Source organism: Lachnoclostridium sp. An138 (assembly GCF_002160765.1).
GTDB lineage: Bacteria > Bacillota > Clostridia > Lachnospirales > Lachnospiraceae > Laedolimicola > Laedolimicola faecalis.
This window is the reverse complement of the sequence record NZ_NFLF01000013.1, coordinates 1-26720: the sequence shown is the minus strand read 5'-3', so window position 1 is coordinate 26720 and position 26720 is coordinate 1. Positions and strand designations below refer to the sequence as shown.

The 26720-nt window shown below is 52.3% G+C and carries 31 protein-coding genes, 1 pseudogene and 1 riboswitch; all 32 genes and pseudogenes read left to right on the top strand.

Annotated features, from left to right (window positions below; genetic code table 11):
• Positions 1–11 precede the first annotated feature (11 nt).
• Positions 12–794 (top strand): tRNA pseudouridine(38-40) synthase TruA, encoded by a 783-nt coding sequence (truA, locus tag B5E82_RS11525; RefSeq protein ID WP_087307758.1) that lies wholly within the window; start codon positions 12–14, stop codon positions 792–794.
• Positions 795–871: 77 nt separating this feature from the next.
• Positions 872–975: riboswitch (TPP riboswitch) on the top strand.
• Between the two features lie 105 nt (positions 976–1080).
• Positions 1081–1713 carry a YkoF family thiamine/hydroxymethylpyrimidine-binding protein gene (locus B5E82_RS11520; protein WP_087307684.1) on the top strand — a complete coding sequence of 211 codons (633 nt, stop codon included), beginning with the start codon at positions 1081–1083 and terminating at the stop codon, positions 1711–1713.
• 6 nt (positions 1714–1719) lie between these two features.
• Positions 1720–2310: an ECF transporter S component gene (locus B5E82_RS11515; RefSeq protein ID WP_087307683.1), complete on the top strand. Its 591-nt coding sequence runs from the start codon at positions 1720–1722 to the stop codon at positions 2308–2310.
• Positions 2303–3790, top strand: a complete 1488-nt coding sequence (locus B5E82_RS11510; RefSeq protein ID WP_087307682.1) for an ABC transporter ATP-binding protein — start codon at positions 2303–2305, stop codon at positions 3788–3790. Before B5E82_RS11515 ends, B5E82_RS11510 begins: the two co-directional genes overlap by 8 nt.
• Complete coding sequence (locus B5E82_RS11505) at positions 3787–4503, top strand: energy-coupling factor transporter transmembrane component T family protein (protein WP_087307681.1); 717 nt, start codon at positions 3787–3789, stop codon at positions 4501–4503. Before B5E82_RS11510 ends, B5E82_RS11505 begins: the two co-directional genes overlap by 4 nt.
• A 45-nt stretch (positions 4504–4548) precedes the next feature.
• Positions 4549–5778: a radical SAM protein gene (locus B5E82_RS11500; RefSeq protein WP_087307757.1), complete on the top strand. Its 1230-nt coding sequence runs from the start codon at positions 4549–4551 to the stop codon at positions 5776–5778.
• 17 nt (positions 5779–5795) lie between these two features.
• The gene (locus tag B5E82_RS11495; protein WP_087307680.1) at positions 5796–6359 is read left to right on the top strand and encodes a hypothetical protein; all 564 of its coding nucleotides are present in this window, start codon (positions 5796–5798) and stop codon (positions 6357–6359) included.
• A gap of 206 nt (positions 6360–6565) precedes the next feature.
• Positions 6566–6994, top strand: coding sequence for a 50S ribosomal protein L13 (rplM, locus tag B5E82_RS11490; RefSeq protein ID WP_087307679.1), 429 nt, complete (start codon positions 6566–6568; stop codon positions 6992–6994).
• 30 nt (positions 6995–7024) lie between these two features.
• A complete protein-coding gene (gene rpsI, locus B5E82_RS11485; protein ID WP_087307678.1) occupies positions 7025–7417 on the top strand; it encodes a 30S ribosomal protein S9 in 393 nt (130 codons plus the stop codon).
• A gap of 452 nt (positions 7418–7869) precedes the next feature.
• Entirely contained in the window at positions 7870–8691 is an 822-nt protein-coding gene (locus tag B5E82_RS11475; RefSeq protein ID WP_087307677.1) for a ParA family protein, read from the top strand.
• Positions 8648–9613, top strand: coding sequence for a ParB/RepB/Spo0J family partition protein (locus B5E82_RS11470; RefSeq protein ID WP_087307676.1), 966 nt, complete (start codon positions 8648–8650; stop codon positions 9611–9613). The genes B5E82_RS11475 and B5E82_RS11470 overlap by 44 nt, the downstream gene beginning before the upstream one ends.
• Before the next feature lie 12 nt (positions 9614–9625).
• Positions 9626–9901: a DUF5720 family protein gene (locus tag B5E82_RS11465; RefSeq protein ID WP_087307675.1), complete on the top strand. Its 276-nt coding sequence runs from the start codon at positions 9626–9628 to the stop codon at positions 9899–9901.
• Positions 9902–9928: 27 nt separating this feature from the next.
• On the top strand, positions 9929–10126 hold the full coding sequence (locus B5E82_RS11460) for a hypothetical protein (protein ID WP_087307674.1): 198 nt from the start codon (positions 9929–9931) through the stop codon (positions 10124–10126).
• A 69-nt stretch (positions 10127–10195) separates the two neighbouring features.
• Positions 10196–11068: a DUF6017 domain-containing protein gene (locus B5E82_RS11455; RefSeq protein ID WP_087307673.1), complete on the top strand. Its 873-nt coding sequence runs from the start codon at positions 10196–10198 to the stop codon at positions 11066–11068.
• A 48-nt stretch (positions 11069–11116) separates the two neighbouring features.
• The gene (locus tag B5E82_RS11450; RefSeq protein WP_087307672.1) at positions 11117–11479 is read left to right on the top strand and encodes a DUF7768 domain-containing protein; all 363 of its coding nucleotides are present in this window, start codon (positions 11117–11119) and stop codon (positions 11477–11479) included.
• Positions 11472–11783, top strand: coding sequence for a DUF5720 family protein (locus B5E82_RS11445; RefSeq protein WP_087307671.1), 312 nt, complete (start codon positions 11472–11474; stop codon positions 11781–11783). Before B5E82_RS11450 ends, B5E82_RS11445 begins: the two co-directional genes overlap by 8 nt.
• A gap of 100 nt (positions 11784–11883) precedes the next feature.
• Entirely contained in the window at positions 11884–12384 is a 501-nt protein-coding gene (locus B5E82_RS11440; RefSeq protein ID WP_087307670.1) for a PcfB family protein, read from the top strand.
• Positions 12381–14210: a VirD4-like conjugal transfer protein, CD1115 family gene (locus B5E82_RS11435; RefSeq protein ID WP_087307669.1), complete on the top strand. Its 1830-nt coding sequence runs from the start codon at positions 12381–12383 to the stop codon at positions 14208–14210. Before B5E82_RS11440 ends, B5E82_RS11435 begins: the two co-directional genes overlap by 4 nt.
• 214 nt (positions 14211–14424) lie before the next feature.
• The gene (locus tag B5E82_RS11425; RefSeq protein ID WP_087173337.1) at positions 14425–14565 is read left to right on the top strand and encodes a Maff2 family mobile element protein; all 141 of its coding nucleotides are present in this window, start codon (positions 14425–14427) and stop codon (positions 14563–14565) included.
• A 375-nt stretch (positions 14566–14940) separates the two neighbouring features.
• Entirely contained in the window at positions 14941–16860 is a 1920-nt protein-coding gene (gene tet / locus B5E82_RS11420) for a TetM/TetW/TetO/TetS family tetracycline resistance ribosomal protection protein (RefSeq protein ID WP_070087585.1), read from the top strand.
• Positions 16861–17050: 190 nt separating this feature from the next.
• A complete protein-coding gene (locus tag B5E82_RS11415; RefSeq protein WP_070087584.1) occupies positions 17051–17917 on the top strand; it encodes an AraC family transcriptional regulator in 867 nt (288 codons plus the stop codon).
• Between the two features lie 203 nt (positions 17918–18120).
• A pseudogene (locus B5E82_RS11405) lies at positions 18121–18434 on the top strand (sigma-70 family RNA polymerase sigma factor); the annotation flags it as partial.
• Positions 18435–18496: 62 nt separating this feature from the next.
• Entirely contained in the window at positions 18497–19315 is an 819-nt protein-coding gene (locus tag B5E82_RS11400; RefSeq protein WP_070087583.1) for a TrmH family RNA methyltransferase, read from the top strand.
• A gap of 252 nt (positions 19316–19567) precedes the next feature.
• Positions 19568–19990 (top strand): sigma-70 family RNA polymerase sigma factor, encoded by a 423-nt coding sequence (locus B5E82_RS11390; RefSeq protein WP_070087582.1) that lies wholly within the window; start codon positions 19568–19570, stop codon positions 19988–19990.
• Positions 19983–20180 carry a helix-turn-helix domain-containing protein gene (locus B5E82_RS11385; RefSeq protein ID WP_070087581.1) on the top strand — a complete coding sequence of 66 codons (198 nt, stop codon included), beginning with the start codon at positions 19983–19985 and terminating at the stop codon, positions 20178–20180. Before B5E82_RS11390 ends, B5E82_RS11385 begins: the two co-directional genes overlap by 8 nt.
• 760 nt (positions 20181–20940) lie before the next feature.
• Positions 20941–21339: a plasmid mobilization protein gene (locus tag B5E82_RS11380; RefSeq protein ID WP_066522956.1), complete on the top strand. Its 399-nt coding sequence runs from the start codon at positions 20941–20943 to the stop codon at positions 21337–21339.
• Positions 21311–22927: a relaxase/mobilization nuclease domain-containing protein gene (locus B5E82_RS11375; protein WP_066522957.1), complete on the top strand. Its 1617-nt coding sequence runs from the start codon at positions 21311–21313 to the stop codon at positions 22925–22927. Before B5E82_RS11380 ends, B5E82_RS11375 begins: the two co-directional genes overlap by 29 nt.
• Positions 22917–23303: a cysteine-rich VLP domain-containing protein gene (locus tag B5E82_RS11370; protein WP_079699043.1), complete on the top strand. Its 387-nt coding sequence runs from the start codon at positions 22917–22919 to the stop codon at positions 23301–23303. The genes B5E82_RS11375 and B5E82_RS11370 overlap by 11 nt, the downstream gene beginning before the upstream one ends.
• A gap of 132 nt (positions 23304–23435) precedes the next feature.
• On the top strand, positions 23436–24170 hold the full coding sequence (locus tag B5E82_RS11365; RefSeq protein WP_066522992.1) for a replication initiator protein A: 735 nt from the start codon (positions 23436–23438) through the stop codon (positions 24168–24170).
• Positions 24167–25009 carry an ATP-binding protein gene (locus tag B5E82_RS11360; RefSeq protein ID WP_066522962.1) on the top strand — a complete coding sequence of 281 codons (843 nt, stop codon included), beginning with the start codon at positions 24167–24169 and terminating at the stop codon, positions 25007–25009. Before B5E82_RS11365 ends, B5E82_RS11360 begins: the two co-directional genes overlap by 4 nt.
• A 14-nt stretch (positions 25010–25023) precedes the next feature.
• A complete protein-coding gene (locus tag B5E82_RS11355; protein ID WP_066522963.1) occupies positions 25024–25212 on the top strand; it encodes a transposon-encoded TnpW family protein in 189 nt (62 codons plus the stop codon).
• A 111-nt stretch (positions 25213–25323) separates the two neighbouring features.
• Positions 25324–26720, top strand: a 1397-nt coding sequence (locus B5E82_RS11350; RefSeq protein ID WP_087307755.1) for a recombinase family protein, incomplete at its 3' end; no start/stop codon positions are given.

Sequence of the window (26720 nt, the reverse complement as noted above, 5' to 3'; positions counted from 1 at the left end):
AGAGTACGGTTATGAGTCAGAACCGAAAAAGGGTGCTGCTGTCAGTGGCTTATGACGGAACGAACTACTGCGGCTGGCAGGTGCAAAAGAACGGGGAGACCATAGAAGGGGTCCTGAACCGGGAGCTTTCTTCCCTGTTTCGGGAGGAGATTACAATCATCGGCGCCAGCCGGACGGATTCCGGCGTTCATGCGCTGGGAAACGTGGCGGTCTTTGACACGGCGGCCCGAATGCCGGCGGAGAAGATTTCCTATGCGCTGAACAGCCGCCTGCCGGAGGATATCCGGGTACAGTGTTCTCTGGAGGTGCCGGCTGATTTCCACCCCCGGAAGACCGCCTGCGTCAAGACCTATGAATACCGGATTCTGAACCGGGAGTTTGAATTGCCCGCATACCGGATGAATACTTATTTCTTCCGGAGAAAGCTGGACGTGGAGCGCATGAAGGCTGCCTGTCCGTATTTCCTCGGAGAACACGATTTCAAGAGCTTCTGCAGCATCCATACCCAGGCGGAGACCACAGTGCGGACCATCTACAGCCTGGAAGTGGAAGAGCAGAAACTTTCCGGACAGGGACGGCTGATCTGCATTCGTGTCACCGGAAACGGCTTTCTCTACAATATGGTGAGAATCCTGGCGGGAACGCTGATCCAGACCGGACTTGGCGCGTATGCGCCGGAGGACATGGCCGGTATCCTGGAGGCCTGTGATCGGCAGGCGGCAGGGCCTACGGCGCCCGCGAAAGGACTGACCCTTTTGGGAATGCGGTATCCGGAGTATCCGGAGCTTGGATGAGACACAGGGATTTCTGCTTGACACCGCCTTTATGACACGCTATAGTAGATGTGTAAAAAATCAGAACAGAATATAGTTTAGAATTCTAGGGGAACTCTTTGGAGCTGAGAGGACTGCATAAGTCCGACTCTTTGAACCTGCTCTGGTTAGGACCAGCGAAGGGAAGCGATTCTAATGGACAGAGCCGTCTGCGATCCGGGCGGTGATAATCAGGGTGCTTTTTTTCGTAAAAGCATCTTTTTTTGCTTCTGAACTATATTCCTCTGAGAGGAAAGGAGCAATTTTTATGGAAACAGCAAACTGCGGCTGCTGCCGCGACGATCTGCCCTGGGAAGGAAGAGGGACGAATCTGGACATCTCTGGATGCCGTTTTTCTCTGTATCCTATGACAGACAATTTTGTATCAGTGATTCTGGGCGCTCTGGAGAAGACAGACACTTCTGCGGTCTGGAGCCAGTCGGACGCCCTGTCCACCGTCTACCGGGGAAAGCTGCCCTATGTGGCGGATGCTGTGCGCGCCCTGTTTATCAACGCATGGCAGCCGGAGGTACATATGGCTCTGGAAGGACAGTTTTCCAAGGGGTGCCCGGGAGATACGGATGGAGACAGCCTTCTGGACCGGGAAGGAGAGGCGCCGAACCGGGCAAAAATCCAGGACCGGCATTTTCCGGTGCTCTGCAAGCTGGCTCTCTACCCTATGGGAACGGGAGATTACATTGATGAGATCGCCAAGGTGTGGCGCATGGCGGAGGCGGAAGGCCTGAACCCGAAGACCATCCATTACGCGACCCGCATAGAGGGAGACGTGCAGAAGGTTTTTGATTATCTGGAAGAGGTGTGCAGGCTGATGGAACAGTCCGTGCCCCATTATATTCTGCATTTTACATTATCTGTGAACAGTCCGACGAATGAGGGGTAAAGAACAATGGAAAAGAAGACAAACAGCTGGAAACTGAAAGAAATTATCATGGTGGCAATGATTTGTATTGTGTTCGGAGTCGTATACCTGGCGGGTGTCTACCTGTCCTCCTTTATCGCGGCGGCGCTGACTCCTGCAGGTCTCTCTCCGCTGGGGAATGAGATTGTGTTTGGAGTCTGGTTCATGGCCGCGACGCTGGCAGGCTATATCCTGCAGAAGCCCGGAGCAGCCGTTGTCGCTGAAGTGATCGCCGCTGTGATCGAGGTTCTGCTGGGCAACTGGTTCGGTCCGATGGTCATTGTGGCCGGCATTATCCAGGGAGCAGGAGCGGAGCTTGTATTTGCCGCTTACAAATACAAAAAGTTTAACGGAGGAGTGATGTATCTGGCGGCGGCCGGCAGCTGCGTGACCAGCTTCCTGTGGAGCTTTGTGCGCTCCGGCTACGGACAGTTTTCCGTGCCGTTCCTGGCCCTTCTCTTTGTAATCCGCCTGATCAGCTCCCTGATCTTTGCAGGCTTCATCTGCAAGCTGATTGGTGACGGACTGGCAAAGACCGGCCTTCTGAAAGGCTATGAGCTGGGACGCAGCCATGAGTAAGCAGGAGGTGCTGCTGTCCTGCAGGGACTTAAGCTTCCGCTACAGTGAAAAGACAGATCCGGTGTTCTCGGATCTGTCTTTGACCGTAAAAAGCGGAGAAACCGTCCTGCTTATGGGTCCTTCAGGCTGCGGAAAGAGTACGCTGGCGTACTGCCTTGCGGGGCTTTATCCGGAATATGCCGGTGAACTGACCGGGGAGATCACACTGATGGGAAGACCGCTGTCAGAATATGGTCCAGCCGAAAGAGCAAAGGCCGCATCTATTCTGTTCCAGAATCCCGACAATCAGTTCTGCATGGACCGGGTAGATCATGAAGTTCTGTTTGCCCTGGAAAACATCAACTATCAGGGAGACCTGCAGAAGCGGATGCGGGAGCTTCTGGAAAAGGTCGGGCTGGAGCAGGAAGCGGAGAGCCCGATTCATAATCTGTCCGGCGGCATGAAGCAGAAGCTGGCTCTCTGTACAGCTCTGGCTACGGAAGCACAGATGCTGATACTGGATGAGCCCTTTGCGAACCTGGACCCGGCATCCAGCGCTTCGCTGGCTTCCCTTCTGGAGCAGATGAACAGGCAGGGAATGACGCTTCTGGTTGTGGACCACCGCCTGGACTGGTGGCGGCCGTTTCTGTCCAGAGTGATTCTTTACAGCGATAAGGGAAATCTGGACGAGAACAGCATCACCTGCGGGGAGCTGGAGGAGAGACGGGAGGAATTTGCCGCCCGGGGTCTGTTCCTGGGAAGCGGATGGCTGGAAGAAAGGCATCCGCAGAAAGCTTCTTCCCAGGAAGAAATTATGGTGGAGGCAGAAGGACTTTCTCTTTATCACGAAAGAAAGACCTTTCTGGCCAATCTGTCTTTTCAGGCCCGGAAAGGAAGCGTCACAGCTCTGATAGGAAGCTGCGGAAGCGGAAAGACGACGCTGCTGCAGGCAGTGGCCGGGGTCGGGAAATACAAAGGAAGGCTGGAAAGGCATGGAAAGGCGGGCCTTGTATTCCAGAATCCCAGATTTCAGTTCTTAAGCACTTCTGTGAAGGAAGAGATCCTGGTGACGCTGCGGGCAGCGAGAGGGAAGGCGGAGGAAACGGCTCTTGGGGAGGAAGCGGATGGACTTCTGGAAGAGTTCGGGCTTCTGGAGTGGAAGGAGATGTCTCCCTACGCTTTAAGCCAGGGGCAGCAGAGACGTCTGGCCCTGCTCTCCATGCTGGCGGGGGACTGCCCGGTTCTGCTGCTGGACGAACCCACCTATGCGCAGGATGAGCGCTCTACCAGATTCATCCTGGATCTTCTGGAGAAGAAAATCTCTGAGGGACTGACGGTGATTATGGCCACCCACGATCTGGAGCTGGCTGCTGCCTGGGCCGGCCAGATACTGCTTCTGAAAGACGGAAGCCTGAAGCCGGTGGAAGCCCGGGAAGTGCTGGATTACGTGGAAGCGCTGGCGCAGGAGAAGGAAAACGGAGAAGGAGGAACGCATTTATGAAAAGCCTGAATCCGGGATATAAGCTGTTATCCCTTATTTTAGCGTCTCTTCTTCTTTCGGTTACCTTTCATATCCGCCTGAATCTGCTTATCGCGGCGGTCTGCCTGCTGGTGACCTTCTGTACGCCGGGTGTGAACCGCAGGAGGCTGCTTCTGGGTATGCTTCCTTTTTTTCTGGCGGCTCTGGGCATGTTTACCGCAGGCTTATATTTCGGAGCGGACGGCGGAAATCAGGGTGTGGAGACTACCATGTTCGGACAGAGGACCCTCTTTGCCAGCAATCTGACCACGGCTCTGCAGCTTTCTTCCAGAATTCTGGCCTACGGAGGCCTGGGAATGCTGTACGCGTTCACTTCCAATGCTTTTGAACTGGTCATGAGTCTGATGCAGCAGTTCCGCCTTCCGCCTAAATTCGCCTATGGAATTCTGGCGGCGTATCATTTCTTCCCGGTGGTGCGGGAGGAATACGGCATCGTGGGAGCCGCGCTGAAAGCCCGGGGCGTCAAGGCAGGGCCTTTGTCCACGAAGCGGCTGTTTCCCATGCTGGTGCAGGCCATGGAGCGCTCGGAAAGCCTGGCGATGGCCATGGAATCCCGGGGCTTTCAGAATGACGTTCCCAGAGCCGTGGCGTTCCGGACACGGGTGCGTCCGGTGGATTTTGTGTTTTTATTGGGATTGAACGGGCTGATTATCGCAGGCCTGCTGTTTCTGTAGAGAGTTATGTCCCGGCAGGAAGAGCAGAAGACAGGAGGAGAGAGAATGCAGGGAAAACGCGCGGAGTGGGAAAAGGCATGCCGGGAATATCCGGATCTGTCTCCCTTCGTTCTGCTGAAAATGAGTATGGTATGGCACGGAGCCGTGCTGACGGAAGCCGCCCTTGACCGGCTTCAGGAGCCGGATTACTGCTTCGGAAAGCTGGAGCCCTTCGGCATTTCCTTTGGAGGCCGTCCGGCGGACAAGGTGATGCCCGGAGGCATTCTGCTGCGGGACGCCACCTTCGTCTATATCAATTATGGAGAAAACTATCGGGACCCCTATCAGATAGACTGGGACGCCGGACGCGGAGAATTTCTGCTGAAGGAAGGGGAAGACGTGATCGATACGGTGGATTTTGTGCCCCGGCCGCAGTTTTTCGGAAAGACTACCAGCAGAGGGACTCCGATGGAGGCGGTGGCGGAAGCCAGGGCTCAGAAGCTGATTCTGACGGCCTATCAGAAATGCCGCCTCTGGGAGGGTGGAAAGCAGTGCCATTTCTGCGCCTTCTTTACTGGAGGGCACAGCCTGGGAGAGGTGGACTGTGAAGATGTGTACGAAACAGTGCGGGAAGCCCTGAAGGAACCCGGACGGTTTTCGGAAATCTATCTTTCCGGAGGTACGGATTTTGGTGGGGAGCCGCCCTTCTCCCGGGAAGTGGAGAGATATATCCGGGTGCTTCAGGCCATCGGACGGAATTTCTCCGGCAGGTTTTCCAGCCAGCTGATGGCTCCGGCCTATTCCCGGAAGGTACTGGAGCATATATATAAGGAAACGGGACTGACCAGCTATTGTCCCAATATTGAAATCTGGGATAAGAAACTGTTTCAGAAGCTCTGTCCCGGAAAGGAGCAGTGGATTGGCCATGACGAGTGGGTCCGCCGCACGGTGGACGCCGTGGAAGTCTTCGGCAGGGGAAAGGTCTGCACCCAGGTGGTGGCTGGCGCGGAGCTTGCCGGCCCCTGGGGCTTTGAGACGGTGGACGAGGCCCTGAAATCAAACCTGGAGGGCTGTGAGTTCTTTGCGAAGAACGGCGTGATTTTCCTGAGCACCATCTGGCGGCCTCACCGGGCCTCCCGCCTGGGATATCAGCCCATGCCGCCTCTGGATTATTATATCCGCCTGGCGAAGGGGCTTCATGAGATTCGGAAAAGCTACGGGCTGCTTTCTACCAACGATGATTACAAGCACTGCGGGAACCACCCGGACAGTGATCTGGAACGATTGGATGTGTGATGAGGATGACGGGAACAATGACAGAGAGAAACGAAGGGCAGGCACAGAGAGGACAAGAACAGAGAAAACAGAGCCAGGGAAAGCAGTGCCAGAAAAAGCAGCCCCGGCTGCTGCCGCCCTCTGCCCTGGAGCTTCTGAAGGCTCCGGACTGCCGGAAATATATCCGCTTTGCAGACGGAAAGACCGTTCTCTTTCCGTCCCTTTCCAGCCCGGACGGCCAGATACTGGCGCTGGCTCTGGAGGAAGAGCATACGGAGGCGGGGAGGGCTCTTTTGGACGCCCTCTGGTTTTCCCATCCGGTCTGTGTGATACTGGATGACGGGAACAGAATACAGGGATACCGGATGGAAGTGTACCGCTGCCATATTGCGGGACCGCTGTTTCTGAAAAAGCTTCTGGAGGTCCGGGCGGAAGATCCGGAAAAAGATATGGCTTCCGCCTGGGAACTTCATTTTCTGGAAGAGGAAGAACTGACGAAAGAGAAACGGGCGGCGCTTTTGGGCGCGGCGCCCGCGGACCGGGCAGAGATTCCGGAATGGCATCTGGATCATCCGGCCCTGCACGGGCAGACGGGGAGATGAGACCGGAAGCGCAGCTGGAAAGCAATTGTGGCAGAGGCCGAAAAAGCCCTGAAAAAGTCCGCAAAATTGGCAAAATAACGGTTGACACACACGGGCAAGTATAATATAATAATCCAATGTGACGTAGTGTGAAAATGTCTAAGCCATAGCCCCGGTAACGGCATTTTTCCATAGAAGTTTCAATTCATTTTTCAGGAGGAAAACCAATGAAAACTTACATGGCCAGCCCGGCAACAATCGAGAGAAAATGGTATGTAGTTGACGCTACAGGATATACATTAGGACGTTTGGCTTCGGAAGTGGCGAAGGTGCTCAGAGGAAAGAATAAGGCAGTCTTCACTCCCCACATTGATACCGGAGATTATGTAATCGTTGTAAACGCAGATAAGATCAAAGTAACCGGCAAGAAGCTGGATCAGAAGATTTACTATCGCCATTCCGAGTACGTAGGCGGCATGAAAGAGACCACCCTGCGTGAGATGATGGCAAAGAAACCTGAGAAAGTCGTAGAGCTCGCTGTAAAGGGCATGCTTCCGAAGGGACCGCTGGGAAGACAGATGTACACCAAGCTTCATGTATACGCTGGTCCGGAGCACAATCATCAGGCTCAGAAGCCGGAAGTATTAACGTTTTAATTGAGAGAAAGTTGAAGGAGGAAATCTACAGTGGCTAATTCAAAATTCTACGGAACAGGCAGAAGAAAGAAATCTATCGCCAGAGTGTACCTGGTACCTGGTACAGGAAAGGTTACGATCAATAAAAGAGACATCGACGAGTATCTCGGTCTTGAGACCCTGAAGGTTATCGTTCGCCAGCCCCTGGCAGCGACCGATACTGCAGATAAATTTGACGTGCTGGTAAATGTACGCGGCGGCGGCTACACCGGACAGGCAGGCGCTATCCGTCACGGCATCGCGAGAGCTCTGCTTCAGGCAGATCCGGACTACCGTCCGATCCTGAAGAAGGCCGGATACCTGACACGTGACCCGAGAATGAAAGAGAGAAAGAAGTACGGCCTCAAGGCTGCCCGTCGCGCTCCCCAGTTCAGCAAGCGCTAAACTTTATCAAAACGCTTCAAAAAGCCCGGAAAATCAAGGTTTTCCGGGCTTTTCCTTTTGATATAGTTTGATGAAGTTTGATATAACAAGACCCATTTTCATCCAATTTTTAGTGGTTACCAAGTGGATAACCGGCAAAAAAGAGGGTAAAAAGAGGGCAAAGTGGTTACCAAATAGGATAACCGAAGGCCGTTTTTTGCCCTTCGGAGAGGTGCTTTTTTCTGCTCCTTCATCGGCCATTTTCATCTGATTGGTTTGAGATAATCTGACCTAATTTGAATACAACAGAATAAATCTAATCGCCAAGCGCTCAGTATTTTTTACTGGGCGCTTTTTGCGTTTCCGGGGCATTTCATTCCGGGATCAGAAAAGGCCGTCACTTTTAATTTTTGAAGTGGCGGCTTTTTCTATTTCCAGAAGCCATAGAACAATTCAGAAATGAGGTGAAGTCATTGAACACGCAAATCATCGCCATCGCCAATCAAAAGGGCGGCGTTGGCAAGACAACCACCTGCGCGAACCTGGGGATCGGGCTGGCCCAGGCCGGGAAGAAAGTGCTGCTGATCGACGGGGACCCGCAAGGCAGCCTTACCATCAGCCTGGGCCACCCTCAGCCGGACAAGCTACCCTTTACCTTGTCCGACGCGATGGGCCGTATCCTGATGGACGAGCCGCTGCGCCCTGGCGAGGGTGTCCTGCACCACCCGGAAGGCGTTGACCTGATGCCCGCCGACATCCAGCTCTCCGGCATGGAGGTCTCCCTGGTGAACGCCATGAGCCGAGAGACAATCCTGCGGCAGTATCTGGACACGCTCAAGGGACAGTATTCCCATATCCTGATTGACTGCCAGCCTTCTCTGGGTATGCTCACGGTCAATGCCCTGGCCGCCGCCAACAGGGTCATAATCCCCGTCCAGGCGGAGTACCTGCCCGCCAAGGGCCTGGAACAGCTGCTCCAGACCGTAAATAAGGTGAAGCGGCAAATCAACCCCAAGCTCCAGATCGACGGTATATTGCTGACGATGGTAGACAACCGCACCAACTTTGCCAAGGAAATCGCCGCTCTGCTGCGAGAGACCTACGGCAGCAAAATCAAGGTGTTCGGCACCGAAATTCCCCATTCTGTCCGGGCAAAGGAAATCAGCGCCGAGGGCAAGAGCATTTTTGCCCATGACCCCAATGGCAAGGTGGCCGAGGGGTACAAAAATCTGACCCAGGAGGTGATAAAACTTGAAAAGCAGCGCGAAAAAAGTAGAGCTGGCCTCGGTAGATGATTTGTTTACCACCGAGCAGGAGCGTCAGCAGGCCGGTGAGGAGCGCGTTGTCCGCATCCCGCTTTCACAGCTCCATTACTTTAAGGGCTATCCGGCAATGCAGACAGAAGTTCCTTTTGCTGGTCAGCCCTACCGTGTCAAGGACGACGATCCTAAAATGTTAGAAACGCTGGATAGCATCAGGCAGCGCGGTGTTCGCACTCCTGGGCTTGTGCGCCCCGACCCGGATGGAGGGTATGAGATCATTTCCGGCCATCGGCGGCACCGTGCCAGCGAGTTGGCGGGTTTGGAAGATATGCCCGTCATTATCCGGGAGATGAACGATGAAGAAGCCGTCATTGAGATGGTGGACGCAAATATCCAGCGTGAAGATGTTTTGCCCAGCGAAAAGGCATGGGCTTACCGCATGAAGCTGGAAGCTATCAAACGGCAGGGAGAAAGGACCGATTTAACTTCGGCCCAAGTTGGGCCGAAGTTGACTGCGGCAGAAAAAATTGCAGAAAACAGCCCGGATAGCAAATCACAGATCAAGCGGTATATCCGTCTGACGGAGCTGATCCCCGAACTGCTGAATATGGTAGATGAAAAGAAAATCGCCCTCAATCCGGCCTATGAGCTGTCTTTCCTCAAAAAAGAGGAACAGCGGGACTTGCTGGACGCGATGGACAGCGAACAGGCTACCCCCTCTCTCTCCCAGGCCCAGCGGCTCAAGAAATACAGCCAGGAGGGACATCTGACCCTCGATATGATGCGCGTCATTATGGGCGAGGAAAAGAAAAGCGATCTCGACAAAGTGACCCTTTCTGCTGACATCCTGCGGAAGTATTTTCCCAAGAGCTACACGCCCCAGCGGATGCAGGAGACCATCATCAAGCTGCTGGAGGGGTGGCAGAAGAAGCGCCAGAGAGACCAGGAACGATGAAAGGAGCCGCCTATGAGGGATATTTCAGCCCGTGAGCTGAAAGGACACAACATTTTGGCCGTAGAGCGTTTTCAGGATAACACCCGCTGGATGATCGAGTTTTCCATCCTGCGTCCCTGTTCCTACGGTAGCCCCGGCGATGAAATGCGGCTGTTTCTCACCGAGGACGGGTATCAGGCCGCCCTCGTAAGCCAGAAGCGCCGGGAAATCAAAATCAAGCGGTATGCCCGTGTGATCGAGGGCCATGTCCTCGACTTCAAGCCGGACAAGCGCCGCCGCCACCCGTAAACCCATCATCACTACGAAAGGAAAGGAATGAATATGTGTACTGTCCAGAGCATCAAGGATGCTATCCGGGAAAACTGCCAGTCCCAATATGACATGGAATCCACCGACATTGACCGGGTTTTGCAGACCCTCCCGTTTTCGGGGCATGAATCGTTGTTCGACCAGCCGCCGCTGCCCAAGCGTCCCTACCGGCCCCGGAAGAACACGAAAATCAAGAACAGCTGAACGCCACAGTCTTTTTCACGAAAGATTGTGGCTTTTTTCATGCCCTGAGAACAGGAAGGAGTGAAGTCAATGGCGGTCTTTCGGATTGAAAGAACCCGCGACTATACGGTAATGAGTAATCATCACCTGCGGAACCATGAATTGTCGCTGAAGGCCAAGGGGTTGCTTTCCATGATGCTGTCCCTGCCGGATGACTGGAACTATACCACCCGTGGCCTTGCAAAAATCTGCAAGGAGGGTGTGGACGCCATCGGTAATGCGCTGCGGGAACTGGAAACCGCCGGTTACATCGTGCGCCACCAGCTGCGGGACCGGCAGGGTCGGATCAGCGACACCGAGTATGTCATCTATGAGCAGCCCCAGCAGCCGGAAACGCCCCAGCCGGATACGGCTTCACCAGATACGGAAAACCCGTATCTGGATAAACCGGATACGGAAAAGCCCGCAGAATTAAATATAGAGAAATCAAATACCCAAAAATTAATTACTCAGGGATCAAGTACCGATTCCATTCCCTTCCGGGAGCCAGCGGCAGCACAGCTGCCGGAACGGAAAGGAAGGGATGCGATGTCTGTCTCAGAGATGGAAAGTTATCGGGATTTGATTTTGGAGAACATCGAGTATGACCACCTGTGCCGGGAGTTTACCACCTACCGGGAGGACCTGGACGAGATCGTGGAGCTGATGGTGGAGACCGTCTGCGCCAAGCGGAAAACCACCCGGATCGCTGGCAGCGACTTCCCCCATGAGGTGGTCCGTTCCCGGTTTTTGAAGCTGGACAGCTCCCACATCGAGTTTGTCATGGAGTGCCTGCGGAACAATACCACCGAAATCCGCAACATGAAGCAGTATCTGCTTGCGGTGCTGTTCAATGCGCCGACCACGATCAGCAATCACTACACCGCACAAGTCAACCACGATATGTACGCAGGCGGCTGGTAAACAGCCGCTTTTCTGCTGCCCGGACACACCGGGAGAAAGGATTTTGCCATGAAACGACCCCTTGCTTACATTACGGCTCCCTGGAGCAACAGCCAGTATGAGAACGCCGAGAACGCTGCGGCCTACTGCCGCCAGGTGTACGACGCCGGGTATTCGCCCATCTGCCCGGTGCTGTTCCTGCCTACTTTTCTGAAGGACGAAATCCCCCAGGAACACAAGGACGGGCTGGATATGGCGCGGGACTACCTGCGCCGGTCCCATGTGCTGGTGGTCTGCGGCCACGGTATCGACGAGACTGTGAAGAATGACATTGCCACCGCCGAGCGCCTGCGGATCACCGCCACCACCCTGGACGGCATTTTGACCGTGAATGGCCAGGGGCGCGGGAAAGGAGGCGCACGCCATGCCTGAGCGTAAGACTGTGGGCCAGCTGATGGAGGAAATGCGCCTCAAGGCCGGGGCGCAGAACTATCACGGCCATGATTACATGGATTTGGAGCGGTTTGCCGAGGACACCCGGCACATGATTATTTTCGATGTGCTGACCTATGATTCCCCGGTGGGCTGGAAAGGCGAACGAACCCGCCTGTTTCTGACGGAGGCCGGATACCAGAAAAGCCTGGAGAACCAGGAAAAGGGCCACATCAAGATTCTCAGCCATGCCAAGGTGCGCCAGGGCCATCTGTACTATGACCGCTCCGACCAGCTGCGCTGAAAGGAGCCTGCCATACTGAAACACCTGCTGCGGCGGCTGGTGGTCCCGCCTTAGTATCAAGCGCCACCCCTGCAAAATCCGTGGAAAGGAGGCGAGAAAAATGCAGGAGGAAGTGGAAAACAGGACTTTGACGCTGGCAGTCAGCGGAACGAAGTTCACCGGGCGGCTGTTGAAAGCCGCCATCACCAAGTACCTTGCCTACCGCAAGGAAAAGAAGCTGCAAAAGCAGAAAAGCCGGGATACCCCCGTAATTCCCCACGGCAAGCAGACCGTGAAACAGCTGATCGGCCAGAATCAGGGTGTTTCCAACATCGAGATCACCGACCCCTCCATCAAGGAGTTTGAGAAGATCGCCCGGAAATACGGCGTGGACTATGCGGTGAAGAAGGACCGCAGCAACTCCCCGCCCAAGTACCTGATCTTTTTCAAAGGCCGGGATGCGGATGCCCTGACCGCTGCCTTTACCGAGTACACCGGCAAGAAGGTCAGAAAGGCGCAAAAAACAGAGCGTCCGTCCGTGCTGGCAAAGCTGAGCCAGTTCAAAGAGCTGGTGAAACACGCCGTCGTGGACCGGAACAAGCGGAAGGAGCTGGAACGATGAAAAAGCAGCTGGACATCAAGAAGCCCCTTTTGCTGAATTTGCCCTATATCCTGATGGGGCTGTTTGCTACCAACTTCGGGGAGGCGTGGCGGATGGCCGTGGGTGCGGACGCTTCGGCAAAAATGCTCTCGTTCTTCTCCACGCTGCCGGTGGCGCTGGCCAGCTGGTGGCCCAGCCTGCACCCCCTGGACCTGCTGGTGGGCCTGTGCTGCGGCGCTGGCCTGCGGCTGGCGGTCTATCTTAAAAGCAAGAACGCCAAGAAGTATCGCCACGGCATGGAGTACGGGTCCGCCCGATGGGGAACCCATGAGGACATCGCGCCTTACATCGACCCGGTGTTCCAGAACAATGTGATTCTGACGAAAACCGAGAGCCTGACCATGAACAGCCGCCCCAAGGACCCTAAGACCGCCAGAAACAAAAATGTTCTGGTGATCGGCGGCTCCGGTTCCGGCAAGACCCGGTTTTGGCTGAAGCCGAACCTGATGCAGATGCACAGCTCTTATGTGGTGACAGACCCCAAAGGCACCATCCTGGTGGAGTGCGGCAAAATGCTTCAGCGCGGCACCCCCAAGCTGGGCAAGGACGGCAAGCCCATGAAGGATAAGCGCGGCAAGGTCATCTATGAGCCGTACCGGATCAAAGTCCTCAACACCATCAACTTCAAAAAAAGTATGCACTACAACCCTTTTTCGTATATTCACAGCGAGAAAGACATTTTGAAGCTGGTCACGACGCTGATCGCCAATACCAAGGGAGAGGGCAAGGCCGGGGACGATTTTTGGGTCAAGGCGGAGACGCTGCTGTACTGCGCCCTTATCGGGTATATCCACTACGAGGCTCCGGTGGAGGAACAGAATTTCTCCACCCTCATCGAGTTCATCAACGCGATGGAGGTCCGGGAGGATGACGAGGAGTTCAAGAACCCGGTGGACCTGATGTTTGACGCGCTGGAGGCGGAGAAGCCCAACCACTTCGCCGTCCGCCAGTACAAGAAGTACAAGCTGGCTGCTGGCAAAACCGCAAAATCCATTCTGATTTCCTGCGGCGCGCGCCTCGCCGTGTTCGACATTGCGGAGTTGCGGGAGGTCACTTCCTACGACGAGCTGGAGCTGGACACCCTGGGAGACCAAAAAACCGCCCTGTTCCTCATTATGAGTGACACCGACGATAGCTTTAACTTCCTGATCTCCATGTGCTACACCCAGCTGTTCAATCTGCTCTGCGAAAAAGCGGACGATGTGTACGGCGGGCGGCTGCCGGTTCATGTGCGGTGTCTCATTGACGAGTGCGCCAACATCGGCCAGATTCCCAAGCTGGAGAAACTGGTCGCCACCATCCGCAGTCGTGAGATTTCCGCCTGCCTGGTGCTGCAAGCACAGTCCCAGCTCAAAGCTATTTACAAGGACAACGCCGATACCATCATCGGCAACATGGATACCTCCATCTTCCTGGGCGGCAAGGAGCCGACCACCCTCAAGGAGCTGGCCGCCGTGCTGGGCAAGGAGACCATCGACACCTACAACACCGGCGAGAACCGTGGGCGGGAAACCTCCCACTCTCTCAACTACCAGAAGCTCGGCAAAGAGCTTATGAGCCAGGATGAACTGGCCGTCATGGACGGCGGCAAGTGTATCCTCCAGCTGCGTGGTGTGCGGCCTTTCCTCTCGGACAAGTACGACATCACCAAGCACCCCAATTACCCATACACCGCCGACGCGGACCCCAAGAATGCCTTTGACATCGAGGCGTTCCTGTCCACCCGGCTCAAACTCAAGCCCAACGAGGTCTACGATGTGTACGAAGTAGACGCAGAGGGCGCGTAAATCTGTTCCGCTGTGAAAGGAGTGATCGTATCTACCCGCCTCAACCGCCCCTTTGGGGCCATTGGCGTACAAAGCGGACAATCACCAAAAAATAATGAAAAAAGGAGGACAGCCGGAATCAGCCCCCGGAAACCGGGCGGCAGATTGTTCCGGCTTTTGTATGCCTATGAATGACTAAATCAACCTTTTCAAATGATTCCGGCTAATTTTGTATATGGCATTTTTCAATCAGGCTATCACCGTTCTTCAGACCCTCGTTATCGCCCTCGGTGCCGGTCTGGGCATCTGGGGCGTCATCAACCTGCTGGAAGGTTACGGCAACGACAACCCCGGCGCGAATGCTCATGTGTCATAAAGAAACACACAAGAGATTGATAGACAGCAGCCTACTATTCCGTAAATTTTGTTTCAGGACTTTCTTTTTCAATGCCGATATGCTATAATATTTCTATTCCAAGTAAGGAGTTAAAAATATGCGGCAAGGTATTCTTAATTAACTATAATCAAATAGTGGGAACAAAGAATTGTAACCGTCCCTTGCAAGGGGCTTAGTTTTTTGTACCCTTTTTAAGAATACTTTTGCCTTATATATTTGACATATCAAAAGAGCGACCGCTGCTTGCAGTGCGTTGTATGTATGTGTATGTCTATTCGCTATATCCCCAGCGGTAAAAGTATTTTGCTGCTGGGGATTTTTATGCCCTTTGGGGGCTGAATGGAGGACAAACACATGAAAATAATCAATATCGGCATTCTTGCTCATGTAGACGCAGGAAAAACGACTTTGACAGAAAGCCTGCTCTATACCAGCGGAGCCGTTCCGGAATTAGGGAGTGTAGATAAGGGAACAACGCGGACAGACACCATGCTGTTGGAACGCCAGCGTGGGATTACCATTCAAACGGCCGTCACTTCTTTCGGCTGGAAGAATTATAAGATCAATATTGTCGATACCCCCGGCCATATGGACTTTTTGGCGGAAGTATATCGCTCACTTGCTGTTCTTGACGGAGCAATTTTAGTAGTTTCCGCAAAGGACGGCGTGCAGGCACAAACACGGGTACTGTTCCATGCGCTCCAGAAAATGAAAATCCCAACGATTATTTTTGTAAATAAGATAGACCAGGAGGGCATTGACTTACAGAGCGTTTATCAAAATATCAGAGAAAAACTTTCTGATGATGTCATGGTTATGCAAGATGTTTCGCTCACTCCGGAAGTGTCTCTGACAGACATTGAGGATATAGAAAAATGGGATTCTATTATTGCTGGAAATGATGAACTTTTGGAAAAATATATTGCGGGGGAACCTTTGAAAATACAAGATTTACAGAGGGAGAAATGCAGAAGAATGCAAAACGGTTCCCTGTTTCCTATTTATCATGGGAGTGCAAAGAACAATATCGGAACTGAAAAGCTGATTGAAGTGATTGCAGAAACATTTACTTCTGGTGCGGACAACGATCAATCCGAGCTATGCGGAAGCGTTTTTAAAATCGAGTACACAGACCAGAAAAAGCGGCTCGTTTATTTGCGGTTATACAGCGGGACACTTCATTTACGGGATACGATTCTCCTGCCCCAAAATCAAAAACTAAAAATCACAGAAATGAGGATTCCGTCAAACGGAGAGATTATACCGGCGGACACAGCCTGTTGCGGAGAAATTGTTATTTTGACCAATGACACTCTGAAGCTGAATGATACTCTCGGAAATGTAGAACTTTTGCCGCGCAAGGCATGGGAAAAAAATCCGATTCCTTTGCTTCGGACGACGGTGGAGCCGCAAAATCAGGAACAAAGAGACCTCCTGCTGAATGCCCTGACGGAAATTGCAGATACAGATCCGCTGTTGCATTACTATGTGGATACGATAACGCATGAAATCATCATTTCTTTTTTAGGAAAAGTCCAGTTAGAGGTTGTATGCTCTCTGTTAGTAGAGCGATACCATGTGAACATAAATGTGAAAGAACCTACGGTCATTTATCTGGAAAGGCCATTAAAAACAGCCAGTTACACGATTCATATTGAAGTGCCGCCGAATCCGTTTTGGGCATCCATTGGCTTAACTGTAACGCCACTTCCTGCCGGAAGTGGAACCCGGTTTAAAAGCAAAGTATCTCTCGGCTATTTAAACCAAAGTTTTCAAAATGCCGTTATGGAAGGGGTGCGTTATGGAATGGAGCAAGGCTTATACGGTTGGGAAGTGACAGATTGTGAAATTTGTTTTGACTATGGAGTTTATTACAGTCCAGTTAGTACCCCCGCAGATTTTCGTTCCCTTGCTCCTATCGTGTTAGAACAGGCATTGAAAAGAGCAGGAACACAATTATTGGAACCATACCTTTCCTTTACCCTTTTTGCACCGCAGGAATATATTTCACGGGCTTATAATGACGCACCGAAGTATTGTGCAGTGATTGAATCAACCTTGCTTAAAAATGATGAAGTTATTTTTACGGGAGAAATCCCCGCCCGCTGCATCGGCGAATATAGGAATGATTTAAATTTTTATACAAATGGGAGAAGCGTCTGCCTTACCGAATTAAAAGGGTACCAAGAAATTTCCGGGGAGCCTGTATTGCAGCCACGCCGTCCTAACAGCCGTTTAGATAAGGTTCGGCATATGTTTCAGAAAATAACGTAATATTTTGTGCGTTATCACGGATAAAAATCTTTGAATATAAGGAGAGTCTATGTTAGTTTTGTTTTCAAGTCGGTTTTGTGTAAACTTATATTGAGCAAACGGCCTTTATTTATAACCCGACTAATTTTGTATGCTAATGTCGAGCATATCTTTCTAAATTGTGATATTCCTATTCGGAAGGAGGGGCAATGTGTTAAAGAAATTGAATGACGCGATGGACTATATTGAAGCGCACCTGGAGGACGAGTTTTTACTTGAGAAGATTTCTGAGCATATAAATGTTTCAGATTATCATTTTAGAAAAATATTTTTTGCGCTTACCAATATGACGCTGAATGAGTATGTAAAAAACAGACGACTTTCAGAAGCTAACAAAGAATTGTTGCAGGGGGCGCAGGTAACAGATGTCGCTTATCAATATGGGTATCAATCCGTAGACGGATTTACACGTGCCTTTAAAAAATGGAGCGGTATCTTACCGTCACAAGTCGCAAAGTTGAAACAATGTAAATCATGCCAAAAGTTACAATTTGTTGTAACTATGAAGGGAGGAACTTTAATGGAATATAAAATTGTTGAAAAACCTGCTTTTACGTTTGCAGGTGTAAGTAAACGAGTGCCGTTACAATATGAGGGAGTAAACAACGCTATTTTGGAACTGGCACAAAGCATAACACAGGAACAGAAAGAAGAAATGCACCGGTTGCAAAACATTGAGCCATATGAAACTGTAAATGTTTCCTATGAATCAGATACGAACTTTCTTGAAGAAGCTGGTGAATTAACGCATTTAATTGGAGTTTTAACAACTAAAAATGACATTAGCAGTAATCTGGACACATTTCCTGTTAAAGCTCATACGTGGGCAGTTTTTCCAAATGAAGGAATCTTCCCGTTTACTTTGCAGGATACAATGGCAAGAATCTACTCCGAATGGTTTATGACGGCAGATTATGAACTGGCAGAGCCGTTTTCTTTCTCTTTTACAAAAATGGACGACAAAAAGCCCAACTACGCATACAGTGAAATTTGGATTCCAGTAACAAAAAAAGAATAAGCAATTACACTCAAATAGGAAAGCCAGCCGAGCCAGCGGGCAGTCAAGATAAACGGCGCATATGCGCCGCTGTTGACAGCCCCGCCCGCCTTTGCTGGTAGGCAATCAAGGGGCGACAGCAAGGGGTGCTGCCGCCCTCTGATATTATAAATGAAACCCGTCAACCATACAACGCCCTATGTGGGAGAAAGGGGGAATCATCTATGCCTTGCACAGAAGCATACAAAGAACACATCATGTACACGTTCAATGGCTTTGCAAGACCGTCATACACTATGCGGCTATCAACGCATGGCGTGACAGGAGCAGACGGCGGCAAAAAGAAATATCCCTTGAATACCTCACAGAAGAAAAGTTTTACCCTTTAGGCACAACAGACGAATATTTTGAAGCACCCCATGAAGAACACCCTATAACGATATGCGGTCAGGCAGTTATCCTCACCAATGGAAAACTTGCCGCCGTCCTGTTATCCCTGCCACAGAAAAACCGGGAAATCATTTTCCCTTATTTTTTCAAAAATGGGCTTACAATGGGTGAAAAATTCGAAAACCAAAGTATGATGAGGCAGGTATTGAAATGAAAGTTGTTTCTATATTAAATAAAAATAATGATTACCAGAGATTTGAAGTATTGAAGCATAATCGAAATAAAAGATATAAATATAATCAATTTATTGTTGAAGGCGTAAGAAGTTTAAATGAAGCGGTTAAAAATAACTGGAAGATTATTTCTTTTATTTATGACAAGAATAATCTGTCAGGCTGGGCAAAACATATGATAGAAACAGTAAAAACAGAAGTCAATTATACTCTTACGGCACAGTTGCTAAAGGAATTAAGTGGAAAAGAAGAAACTTCTGAATTATTGGCTATTATTGAAATGAGGGAAGACAGGTTAGAAAATGTTGCGTTATCTTCCAATCCATTTATTGTGTTATTTGACAGGCCCTCTAATAAAGGAAATTTAGGTACGATGATACGTTCATGTGATGCGTTGGGAGTAGATATGTTGATAATTACTGGACATGCGGTTGATTTGTATGAGCCTGATGTAATTGTTTCGGCGATGGGTTCTTTTTTCAATCTTCCGGTGATTCGAATCATTCACAATGAGGATTTATATAAATTCGTTGAAAGCCTTAGAATAAAATACCCTGGCTTTAAGATCATAGGCACAACAGCCCACCACGAAAAGCCTATCTATCATGAGGACTTGAAAACCCCGGTTATGTTAATGATGGGAAATGAAACCATGGGATTAAATAAGGCATTTAAGGAATATTGTGATGTTTTATGTACGATTCCTATGGCTGAAGATTCCTATGCCAGTTCTTTCAATGTCAGTTGTGCTGCATCTATAATGATGTATGAAATAGTAAGACAACGAATGAATTAGACAGCATAACCCTTTTGAGAGTGAGCCAGAGAAAAGGGAGGAGCAGGCGTTCTACCTCAAAAGTCTGCAAATAAAAAAAGAATAAGCAATTACACTCAAATGGCAAAGCCAGCCGAGCCAGTCAACAGTCAAGATGAACGGCGCATATGCGCCGCCGTTGACAGCCCCGCCCGCCTTTGCAGATAGGCAATCAAGGGGCGACAGCAAGGAGTGCTGCCGCCCCGCACTATTATTCAGAGAGGGGGAATTTCCATGACCGAAGATGAAGCCTACAAAGTGCATATCCAGTACACATTCAATGCCTTTTGCAAGATTGTCATTCGTCACGCAGCCATAGATATAATCTTAAAGCTGCGCCGGAGGTGGGAACGGGAAGTTTCTCTTGACTATCTGATGAATGAGAAGTTTGTCCAGCTTGCCGAACCGGAGCAGCTTGAAGAATATCTTTTTACCGCCTGCGGCCAGACCGCCGTTCTGTACCATGCGGAACTTGCCGCCGCCCTTGCCCTCTTGCCGGAGCAGACACAGGAAGAGATTTTCCGTTACTATTTCCTGCGCCAGCCGCAGCGAGTGATCGGCGTACATATTGGCCGGACACGCAGCACAGCGGGGCGGCATATCCAGCTTGCCTTGCAGCGGCTACGGCGGCTCATGGAGGGAAAAGACCATGAGTAAACTTCTCCCCTATGAAACAATCGTCAAAGCCCATGAGGGCGACCCGGACGCAATCGACACCGTCCTTTCCCACTATGCCGGATATATCCGCTACTTTTCCAAAGTACACGGTCAGGTTAACGCCGAGGTTGAGGAATATGTGAAGCAGCAGCTAATCTCCGCACTATTCAAGTTTCGCTTTGACCGATAAGCCCCAAAACTGAATACCAGCCGCCCACCAGCGGCCAGTGAAAGCAGTAAGTCTGAAAAAGATTTGCTGCTTTTTTTGTTGTCCATTTGGCAAAATCGCAAAGTCACCCGTAGTAGGTAGGTGAAGCCAGAAAAAGCTGCCTGCTCCGTTTGGCAAATTTCAAAACGCAGTGTTGTAGGGAGTGAAAGGAAAAATTCTCTGCCCCGTAGGTTGCCAAAATCCTGTTTCCCGGATTACTAAGGCAAAAGAAAATTTGAAAAATCCCCGGACAGCGGGTAGCTGGCGGCCTTTTGAATGTATCTTTGGCGAAAGAAAAAAAAGACCGCGCACAGCGGGCTGAAAGCCCCGCCCCGTTCGCTCTATGTACGGAAAAGCCCGGACAGGGGCAGTCTGCGGCTTACTAAGAGCAAGTTTCTACCACGGTGCCAAAATCCGCAATTCTGCGGTTTTGCCCCTCGCGGGAAACTTGTTGGGGAGTGCCTTCCCCAAACCCTGCTTTGCGCCCTTGCGGGCGAAAAAACTGAAAACAGTTTTTGTTATTTTCCAAAAAGTTGCCCAATGGGAGAAGTAGAGAGTTTTTTACCCCAAACGCAAAAAAATTTTTGTTATTTCCCGAAAAGTTCAGCAATGAAAGGGGTAGAGAGATTTCTCCGCCCAAAGTAGAAAAAAGTTGCCCAATAGGAGGAGTGAGGGGAAAAATTCTCCGCCCAAAATCCGAAAAAATTCAGCAATAGGAATAGTGAGAGGAGGTTTTCAGCCTATGCCGAAGCGATACAACACACCCCACCGCAGCCGCGTTGTGAAAACCCGGCTGTCCGAAGATGAATACGCCGACTTCACAGCGCGGCTTGCGCCCTATGGTATCAGCCAGTCCGAATTTCTCCGGCAGGCGATACGGCGCACCGCCATACGCCCCGTTATCCATGTATCAGCGGTCAATGACGAGCTGCTTTCCGCTGTCGGGAAACTCACAGCCGAGTACGGCAAAATCGGCGGCAACCTTAACCAGATAGCCCGGTGTCTGAACGAGTACGGCGCACCCTACAACGCGCTGTCCGGCGAGGTACGCGCCGCCATAGCCGACCTTGCCGCCCTCAAGTATGAAGTCTTACAGAAAGTAGGTGACGCGGTTGGCAACACTCAAGCATATCAACTCTAAAAACGCCGACTACGGAGCCGCCGAACAGTATCTGCTGTTTGAGCATGACGAGTTTACCATGAAGCCCGTCCTTGATGAAACCGGCAGGCTTATCCCCCGCGAGGACTACCGGCTGTCCACGCTGAACTGCGGCGGGGAGGATTTTGCCGTTGCGTGTATGCGGGCAAATCTCCGCTATGAGAAAAACCAGCGGCGGGAAGATGTGAAAAGCCACCACTATATCATCAGCTTTGACCCACGGGACGGGCCGGACAACGGCTTGACCGTAGACCGGGCGCAGGCATTGGGCGAGAAGTTTTGCGCCGAACATTTCCCCGGCCACCAAGCCCTTGTATGCACTCACCCGGACGGGCATAACCACAGCGGCAATATCCATGTGCATATCGTCATTAACAGCCTGCGGATTGAGGAAGTGCCGTTCCTGCCCTACATGGACAGGCCAGCCGACACGAAAGCCGGGTGCAAGCACCGCTGTACCGACGCGGCCTTGCGCTACTTCAAGTCCGAAGTCATGGAGATGTGCCACCGGGAGGGGCTTTATCAAATCGACCTCTTGAACGGCAGCAAGAACCGCGTCACAGACCGAGAGTATTGGGCGCAGAAAAAGGGACAGGCCGCGCTGGATAAGCAGAACGCCCCCATGATTGCAGGCGGTATCACGCCCCGGCAGACCAAGTTTGAAACGAACAAGGAGAAGCTGCGGCAGACCATACGCGCCGCGCTGTCTGCGGCGGCCTCATTCGAGGACTTTTCCTCTCTGCTGCTGCGGGAGGGCGTGGCCGTCAAGGAGAGCCGGGGGCGGCTTAGTTACCTCACGCCAGACAGGACAAAGCCCATTACCGCCCGCAAGCTGGGCGACGATTTTGAACGCGCCGCTGTCCTTGCCGTTTTGGAACAGAACGCCGCCAGAACCGCAGAAAAGGCCGCAGCTATATCCAGTACGCCGCCCTCTATCAAAGACCAACTGCGGGCAGACAGAGCCGCCCGAACCGCCCCGAATGTGCAGCGGCTTGTGGACATTGAGCAGAAGAAAGCCGAGGGCAAAGGCCGGGGCTATGAACGCTGGGCGACCATGCACAACCTCAAACAGATGGCCGCGACGCTGAATGTGTATCAGGAATACGGCTTTACTTCCCCGGAGCAGTTAGAAGCCGCCGTTGATACTGCCTATCAGGAAATGCGCCAGACCAGCGGCGAACTGAAAGCACTGGAAACGAAGCTGCAAGGGAAAAAGGAATTGCAGCGGCAGGTGCTTGCCTACGCCAAGACCAAGCCCGCCCGCGACGGGCTGAAAGCGCAGAAATCCGAGAAAGCCCGCGCCGCATACCGGCAGGCGCATGAGAGCGACTTTATCATAGCCGACGCAGCCGCCCGGTATTTCAAGGCGCATGGTATTACCAAGCTGCCCGCCCGGAAAGCGTTGCGGGACGAGATCGAGCAGCTTGTTTCCAAGAAATCCGGCCTGTATAACACCTACCACGAACAGAAACAGCGGTATGCGGAGTTGCAGACCGTCAAGCGGAACATCGACCAGATTTTGCGCCGGGAGGAACCCCGCCGCAGAAAGGAGCAGAGCCATGAACGATAAGCTGCCCCGCATGGACTACCGACAGCACCGGCGGGCGCGGCGGCTGGTGCATGAGTGCTGTAACTACGATGGAGGGAACTGTCTGCTGTTAGATGACGGGGAGCCTTGCGTGTGCGTCCAGAGCATTTCCCTTTCCCTCATGTGCCGGTGGTTCCGTGTGGCTGTCCTGCCCCTTGACGGGGAACTGGCCGCAGCCCTCTTGTACCGGGGGAGCCGGAAACGGTGCGCCGTCTGCGGCGCGGCCTTTGTCCCCAAATCCAACCGGGGAAAATACTGCCCCGACTGCGCCGGACGCATGAAGAAAATCAAAGCCGCCGAGCGAAAACGGAAACAAAGGCATAAATGTCACGCTTTAGAGCCTTTCAAACCCGCATAAATCAAGGCTTTTTTCGTGGGTGTCAAAGGGTGTGCGATACATTTATCCTTTTCCTCCGGAAACGGCGTTCTAAATGCGTACAAACCGCCAAAATCAACCCGAACACAGGGAGGTGATACTATCGCTGATTATATCACGGCAGACACGAAGCTGCCCGCCTATCTGCCCTATCCCCGTTTCCTGTTCAAAATGGAGATTTCCCAGACCGCCAAGCTGCTCTATGCGCTGCTGTTAGACCGCTCCACCCTCTCCCAGAAGAACAAGTGGCAGGACGACGAGGGCAGGATTTATATTATCTATCCCATCGCGGAGATAGCCGAAATACTGGATAAAGGCAGCACCACCATAAAGGGGGCGCTTAACGAACTGGACATGGCGGGGCTTTTGGAACGGGAACGGGGCGGCTTCTCCGCACCGAACCGGCTATATGTGAAAGTGCCGCGTGTGCCACAGGTACAGTTTTCCGACCAACTGATGGCCGGAAATCCGACCCTCACAGAGCCGGAAAACCGACCTACTGATGGTCAGAAAACCGACCTTATGATGGTCGGAAAACCGTCCCCTAACCAAACTACTATAAACAACCTTACAGAGAACCAAACAATGGGAGCGAGTGGGGAGCCGCCCGCAGCTTTTGGCAGATACCAGAATATTTTTCTGTCACAGACCGAATACGACGAGTTGCAGGCAGAGTACCCCGACAGGCTGGAACGGTTCATCGAGGAATTGAGCCAGTATATCGCCGCCACCGGGAAAGATTACCGCAACTATGCCGCCGCTGTCCGTATGTGGGCAGACCGGGACAGAAAGGGAGCCGCAAAACAGGGCGTCCCCGATTACTCATTCAAGGAGGGAGAGAGCCTATGAACACCACATTTTCAGAAATGATTGACAGATTGACCGCCACCACCCCGGAGCAGGAGGACTACACCGGCGAGGACGGTTTACTGTACTGCGGCAAGTGCCATAAGCCGAAAGAAGCCTATTTTGCGCCGGACAAGGCCGCTATCTTTGGCCGTGACCGCCACCCGGCAGAGTGCGACTGCCAGAGAGCCGCCCGCGAGGAACGGGAAGCCGCCGAGAAACGGCAAAAGCACCTTGACACCGTAGAGGACTTGAAACGCCGGGGCTTTACCGACCCCGCCATGCGGGACTGGACTTTTGAGAACGACAACGGCCAGAACCCGCAGGCAATCCGGGCGCGCAACTATGTGAAGAACTGGGAACGGGCTTACGCCGGGAATGTGGGCTGCCTGTTCTGGGGGAGCGTCGGCACCGGCAAGAGTTACCTTGCGGGCTGTATCGCAAACGCCCTCATGGAGAAAGAAATCCCCGTCTATATGACGAATTTTGCCCTTATCCTCAATGACCTTGCCGCCAGCTTTGAGGGCAGGAATGAATATATTTCCCGTCTTTGCCGCTATCCGCTGCTAATCCTTGACGACTTCGGTATGGAGCGCGGGACAGAATACGGGCTGGAACAGGTTTTCCATGTGATTGACAGCCGTTACCGCAGCCGCAAGCCGCTGATCGTCACGACCAACCTCACGCTTTCAGAGTTGCAGCACCCAAAAGACACCGCCCATTCCCGGATTTATGACCGGGTGCTGGAAATGTGTCCCCCGGTGTGCTGTACCGGCGGCAATTTCCGCAAAAAGGCCGCACAGGACAAGCTGGGGCTTTTGAAAGAACTGATGAACGAGTGAAAGGAGTATTGCCTATGGCAGATAACAAGCAGCCCGACACCCGCACCGCCCGCCGCCCCGACTGTGTGACGGAAATCCGCATGGGCAATTCCGTCCTTGTCGTGTCCGGCTATTTCAAGAAAGACACTACCACCACCGCCGCCGACAAAATGGCGCGGGTACTGGAAGCGGAAGCCGCTGCTACACAAAAACCGGCGATTTGACAAGCTGTAAAGAAGCAGATTTGACACTTTTGCCGCTATACAACCAGCCCTGTTCCGTGGTACAATGAAACCACGGAATAGTGGGGCTGGCTGTCGGAAACGGAGGATTTTATGTTAAGACAAGCCACCCAAAACCTCATTACCGCCCTTTATCCGAGATTGTCCCATGAGGACGAATTGCAAGGCGAGAGTAATTCCATATCGAACCAAAAACGGATACTCGAAACCTTTGCAAAACAGAATGGCTTTACCAACCTGCGCTGGTACACCGACGACGGCTATTCCGGCGCGAACTTTCAAAGGCCCGGTTTTCAAGCCATGCTTGCAGACATTGAAGCCGGGAAAGTGGGTACGGTCATCGTCAAGGACATGAGCCGGTTAGGGCGTAACTACTTGCAGGTGGGATTTTACACGGAAATGCTGTTCCCTCAAAAGGGAGTGCGTTTTATCGCTGTCAACGACAATGTGGACAGCGCAAACGGCGGCATGGACAACGATTTTACCCCTCTGCGAAATCTGTTCAACGAATGGCTGGTGAGAGATACGAGCAAGAAAATCAAGGCAGTAAAACGAGCAAAAGGCATGAGCGGCAAGCCCGTTACCAGCAAGCCGGTGTATGGCTACCTCATGGACGAGGACGAGAACTATATCGTTGACGAGGAAACCGCGCCGGTAGTCAAGCAGATATACCAGCTTTGCCTTGCCGGGAACGGCCCGACCAAGATTGCCCGTATGCTTACGGAGCAGCAAATCCCCACGCCGGGGACGCTGGAATATCAGCGGACTGGCAGCACACGCCGCTATCACCCCGGCTATGAGTGCAAATGGGCGACAAATACCGTTGTCCACCTGTTGGAAAACCGGGAGTACACCGGCTGTCTGGTAAACTTCAAGACGGAGAAGCCCTCTTACAAGACCAAGCACAGCGTAGAGAACCCCATCGAGAAGCAGGCCATTTTCCCGAACCACCATGAGCCGATTATCGACACGGAAACATGGGAGCGCGTGCAGGAGTTACGCAAGCAGCGCAAACGCCCGAACCGCTATGATGAAGTGGGGCTGTTCTCCGGTATGCTGTTCTGCGCCGACTGCGGCCATGTGATGTACCAGCAGCGGTATCAGAACAAGAACCGCAAGCAGGACTGTTACATCTGCGGCAGCTACAAGAAGCGCACCCGCGACTGTACGGCGCACTTTATCCGCACCGACCTGTTGACCGCCGGTGTCCTCTCCAATCTCCGGCAAGTGACCGAGTATGCCGCCAAGCATGAGAGCCGCTTTGTGAAGCTGCTTATCCAGCAGAACGAGATCGGCGGCAAGAGAAAGACCGCCGCAGCCACGAAGCAGCTTGAACAGGCACAGGAGCGCATTTCTGAAGTGAGCCGCATAATCAAGCGGCTGTATGAGGACAATGTGAACGGCAAAATCAGCGACGAGCGTTTCATGGAACTGTCGGCAGACTATGAGCAGGAACAGCGGGAACTGAAAGACCGCGCCGCCGCTTTGCA

Coding starts and splice junctions, on each gene's coding strand:
- B5E82_RS11520 (WP_087307684.1), top strand. CDS start 1,081: ATGGAAACAGCAAACTGCGGCTGCTGCCGCGACGATCTGCCCTGGGAA.
- B5E82_RS11510 (WP_087307682.1), top strand. CDS start 2,303: ATGAGTAAGCAGGAGGTGCTGCTGTCCTGCAGGGACTTAAGCTTCCGC.
- B5E82_RS11495 (WP_087307680.1), top strand. CDS start 5,796: ATGACAGAGAGAAACGAAGGGCAGGCACAGAGAGGACAAGAACAGAGA.
- tet (WP_070087585.1), top strand. CDS start 14,941: ATGAAAATAATCAATATCGGCATTCTTGCTCATGTAGACGCAGGAAAA.
- truA (WP_087307758.1), top strand. CDS start 12: ATGAGTCAGAACCGAAAAAGGGTGCTGCTGTCAGTGGCTTATGACGGA.
- B5E82_RS11515 (WP_087307683.1), top strand. CDS start 1,720: ATGGAAAAGAAGACAAACAGCTGGAAACTGAAAGAAATTATCATGGTG.
- B5E82_RS11400 (WP_070087583.1), top strand. CDS start 18,497: ATGAAAGTTGTTTCTATATTAAATAAAAATAATGATTACCAGAGATTT.
- B5E82_RS11425 (WP_087173337.1), top strand. CDS start 14,425: ATGGCATTTTTCAATCAGGCTATCACCGTTCTTCAGACCCTCGTTATC.
- B5E82_RS11460 (WP_087307674.1), top strand. CDS start 9,929: ATGAATATGTGTACTGTCCAGAGCATCAAGGATGCTATCCGGGAAAAC.
- B5E82_RS11445 (WP_087307671.1), top strand. CDS start 11,472: ATGCCTGAGCGTAAGACTGTGGGCCAGCTGATGGAGGAAATGCGCCTC.
- B5E82_RS11380 (WP_066522956.1), top strand. CDS start 20,941: ATGCCGAAGCGATACAACACACCCCACCGCAGCCGCGTTGTGAAAACC.
- B5E82_RS11390 (WP_070087582.1), top strand. CDS start 19,568: ATGACCGAAGATGAAGCCTACAAAGTGCATATCCAGTACACATTCAAT.
- B5E82_RS11385 (WP_070087581.1), top strand. CDS start 19,983: ATGAGTAAACTTCTCCCCTATGAAACAATCGTCAAAGCCCATGAGGGC.
- B5E82_RS11355 (WP_066522963.1), top strand. CDS start 25,024: ATGGCAGATAACAAGCAGCCCGACACCCGCACCGCCCGCCGCCCCGAC.
- B5E82_RS11370 (WP_079699043.1), top strand. CDS start 22,917: ATGAACGATAAGCTGCCCCGCATGGACTACCGACAGCACCGGCGGGCG.
- B5E82_RS11440 (WP_087307670.1), top strand. CDS start 11,884: ATGCAGGAGGAAGTGGAAAACAGGACTTTGACGCTGGCAGTCAGCGGA.
- B5E82_RS11450 (WP_087307672.1), top strand. CDS start 11,117: ATGAAACGACCCCTTGCTTACATTACGGCTCCCTGGAGCAACAGCCAG.
- B5E82_RS11465 (WP_087307675.1), top strand. CDS start 9,626: ATGAGGGATATTTCAGCCCGTGAGCTGAAAGGACACAACATTTTGGCC.
- B5E82_RS11435 (WP_087307669.1), top strand. CDS start 12,381: ATGAAAAAGCAGCTGGACATCAAGAAGCCCCTTTTGCTGAATTTGCCC.
- B5E82_RS11505 (WP_087307681.1), top strand. CDS start 3,787: ATGAAAAGCCTGAATCCGGGATATAAGCTGTTATCCCTTATTTTAGCG.
- B5E82_RS11360 (WP_066522962.1), top strand. CDS start 24,167: ATGAACACCACATTTTCAGAAATGATTGACAGATTGACCGCCACCACC.
- B5E82_RS11500 (WP_087307757.1), top strand. CDS start 4,549: ATGCAGGGAAAACGCGCGGAGTGGGAAAAGGCATGCCGGGAATATCCG.
- B5E82_RS11455 (WP_087307673.1), top strand. CDS start 10,196: ATGGCGGTCTTTCGGATTGAAAGAACCCGCGACTATACGGTAATGAGT.
- rplM (WP_087307679.1), top strand. CDS start 6,566: ATGAAAACTTACATGGCCAGCCCGGCAACAATCGAGAGAAAATGGTAT.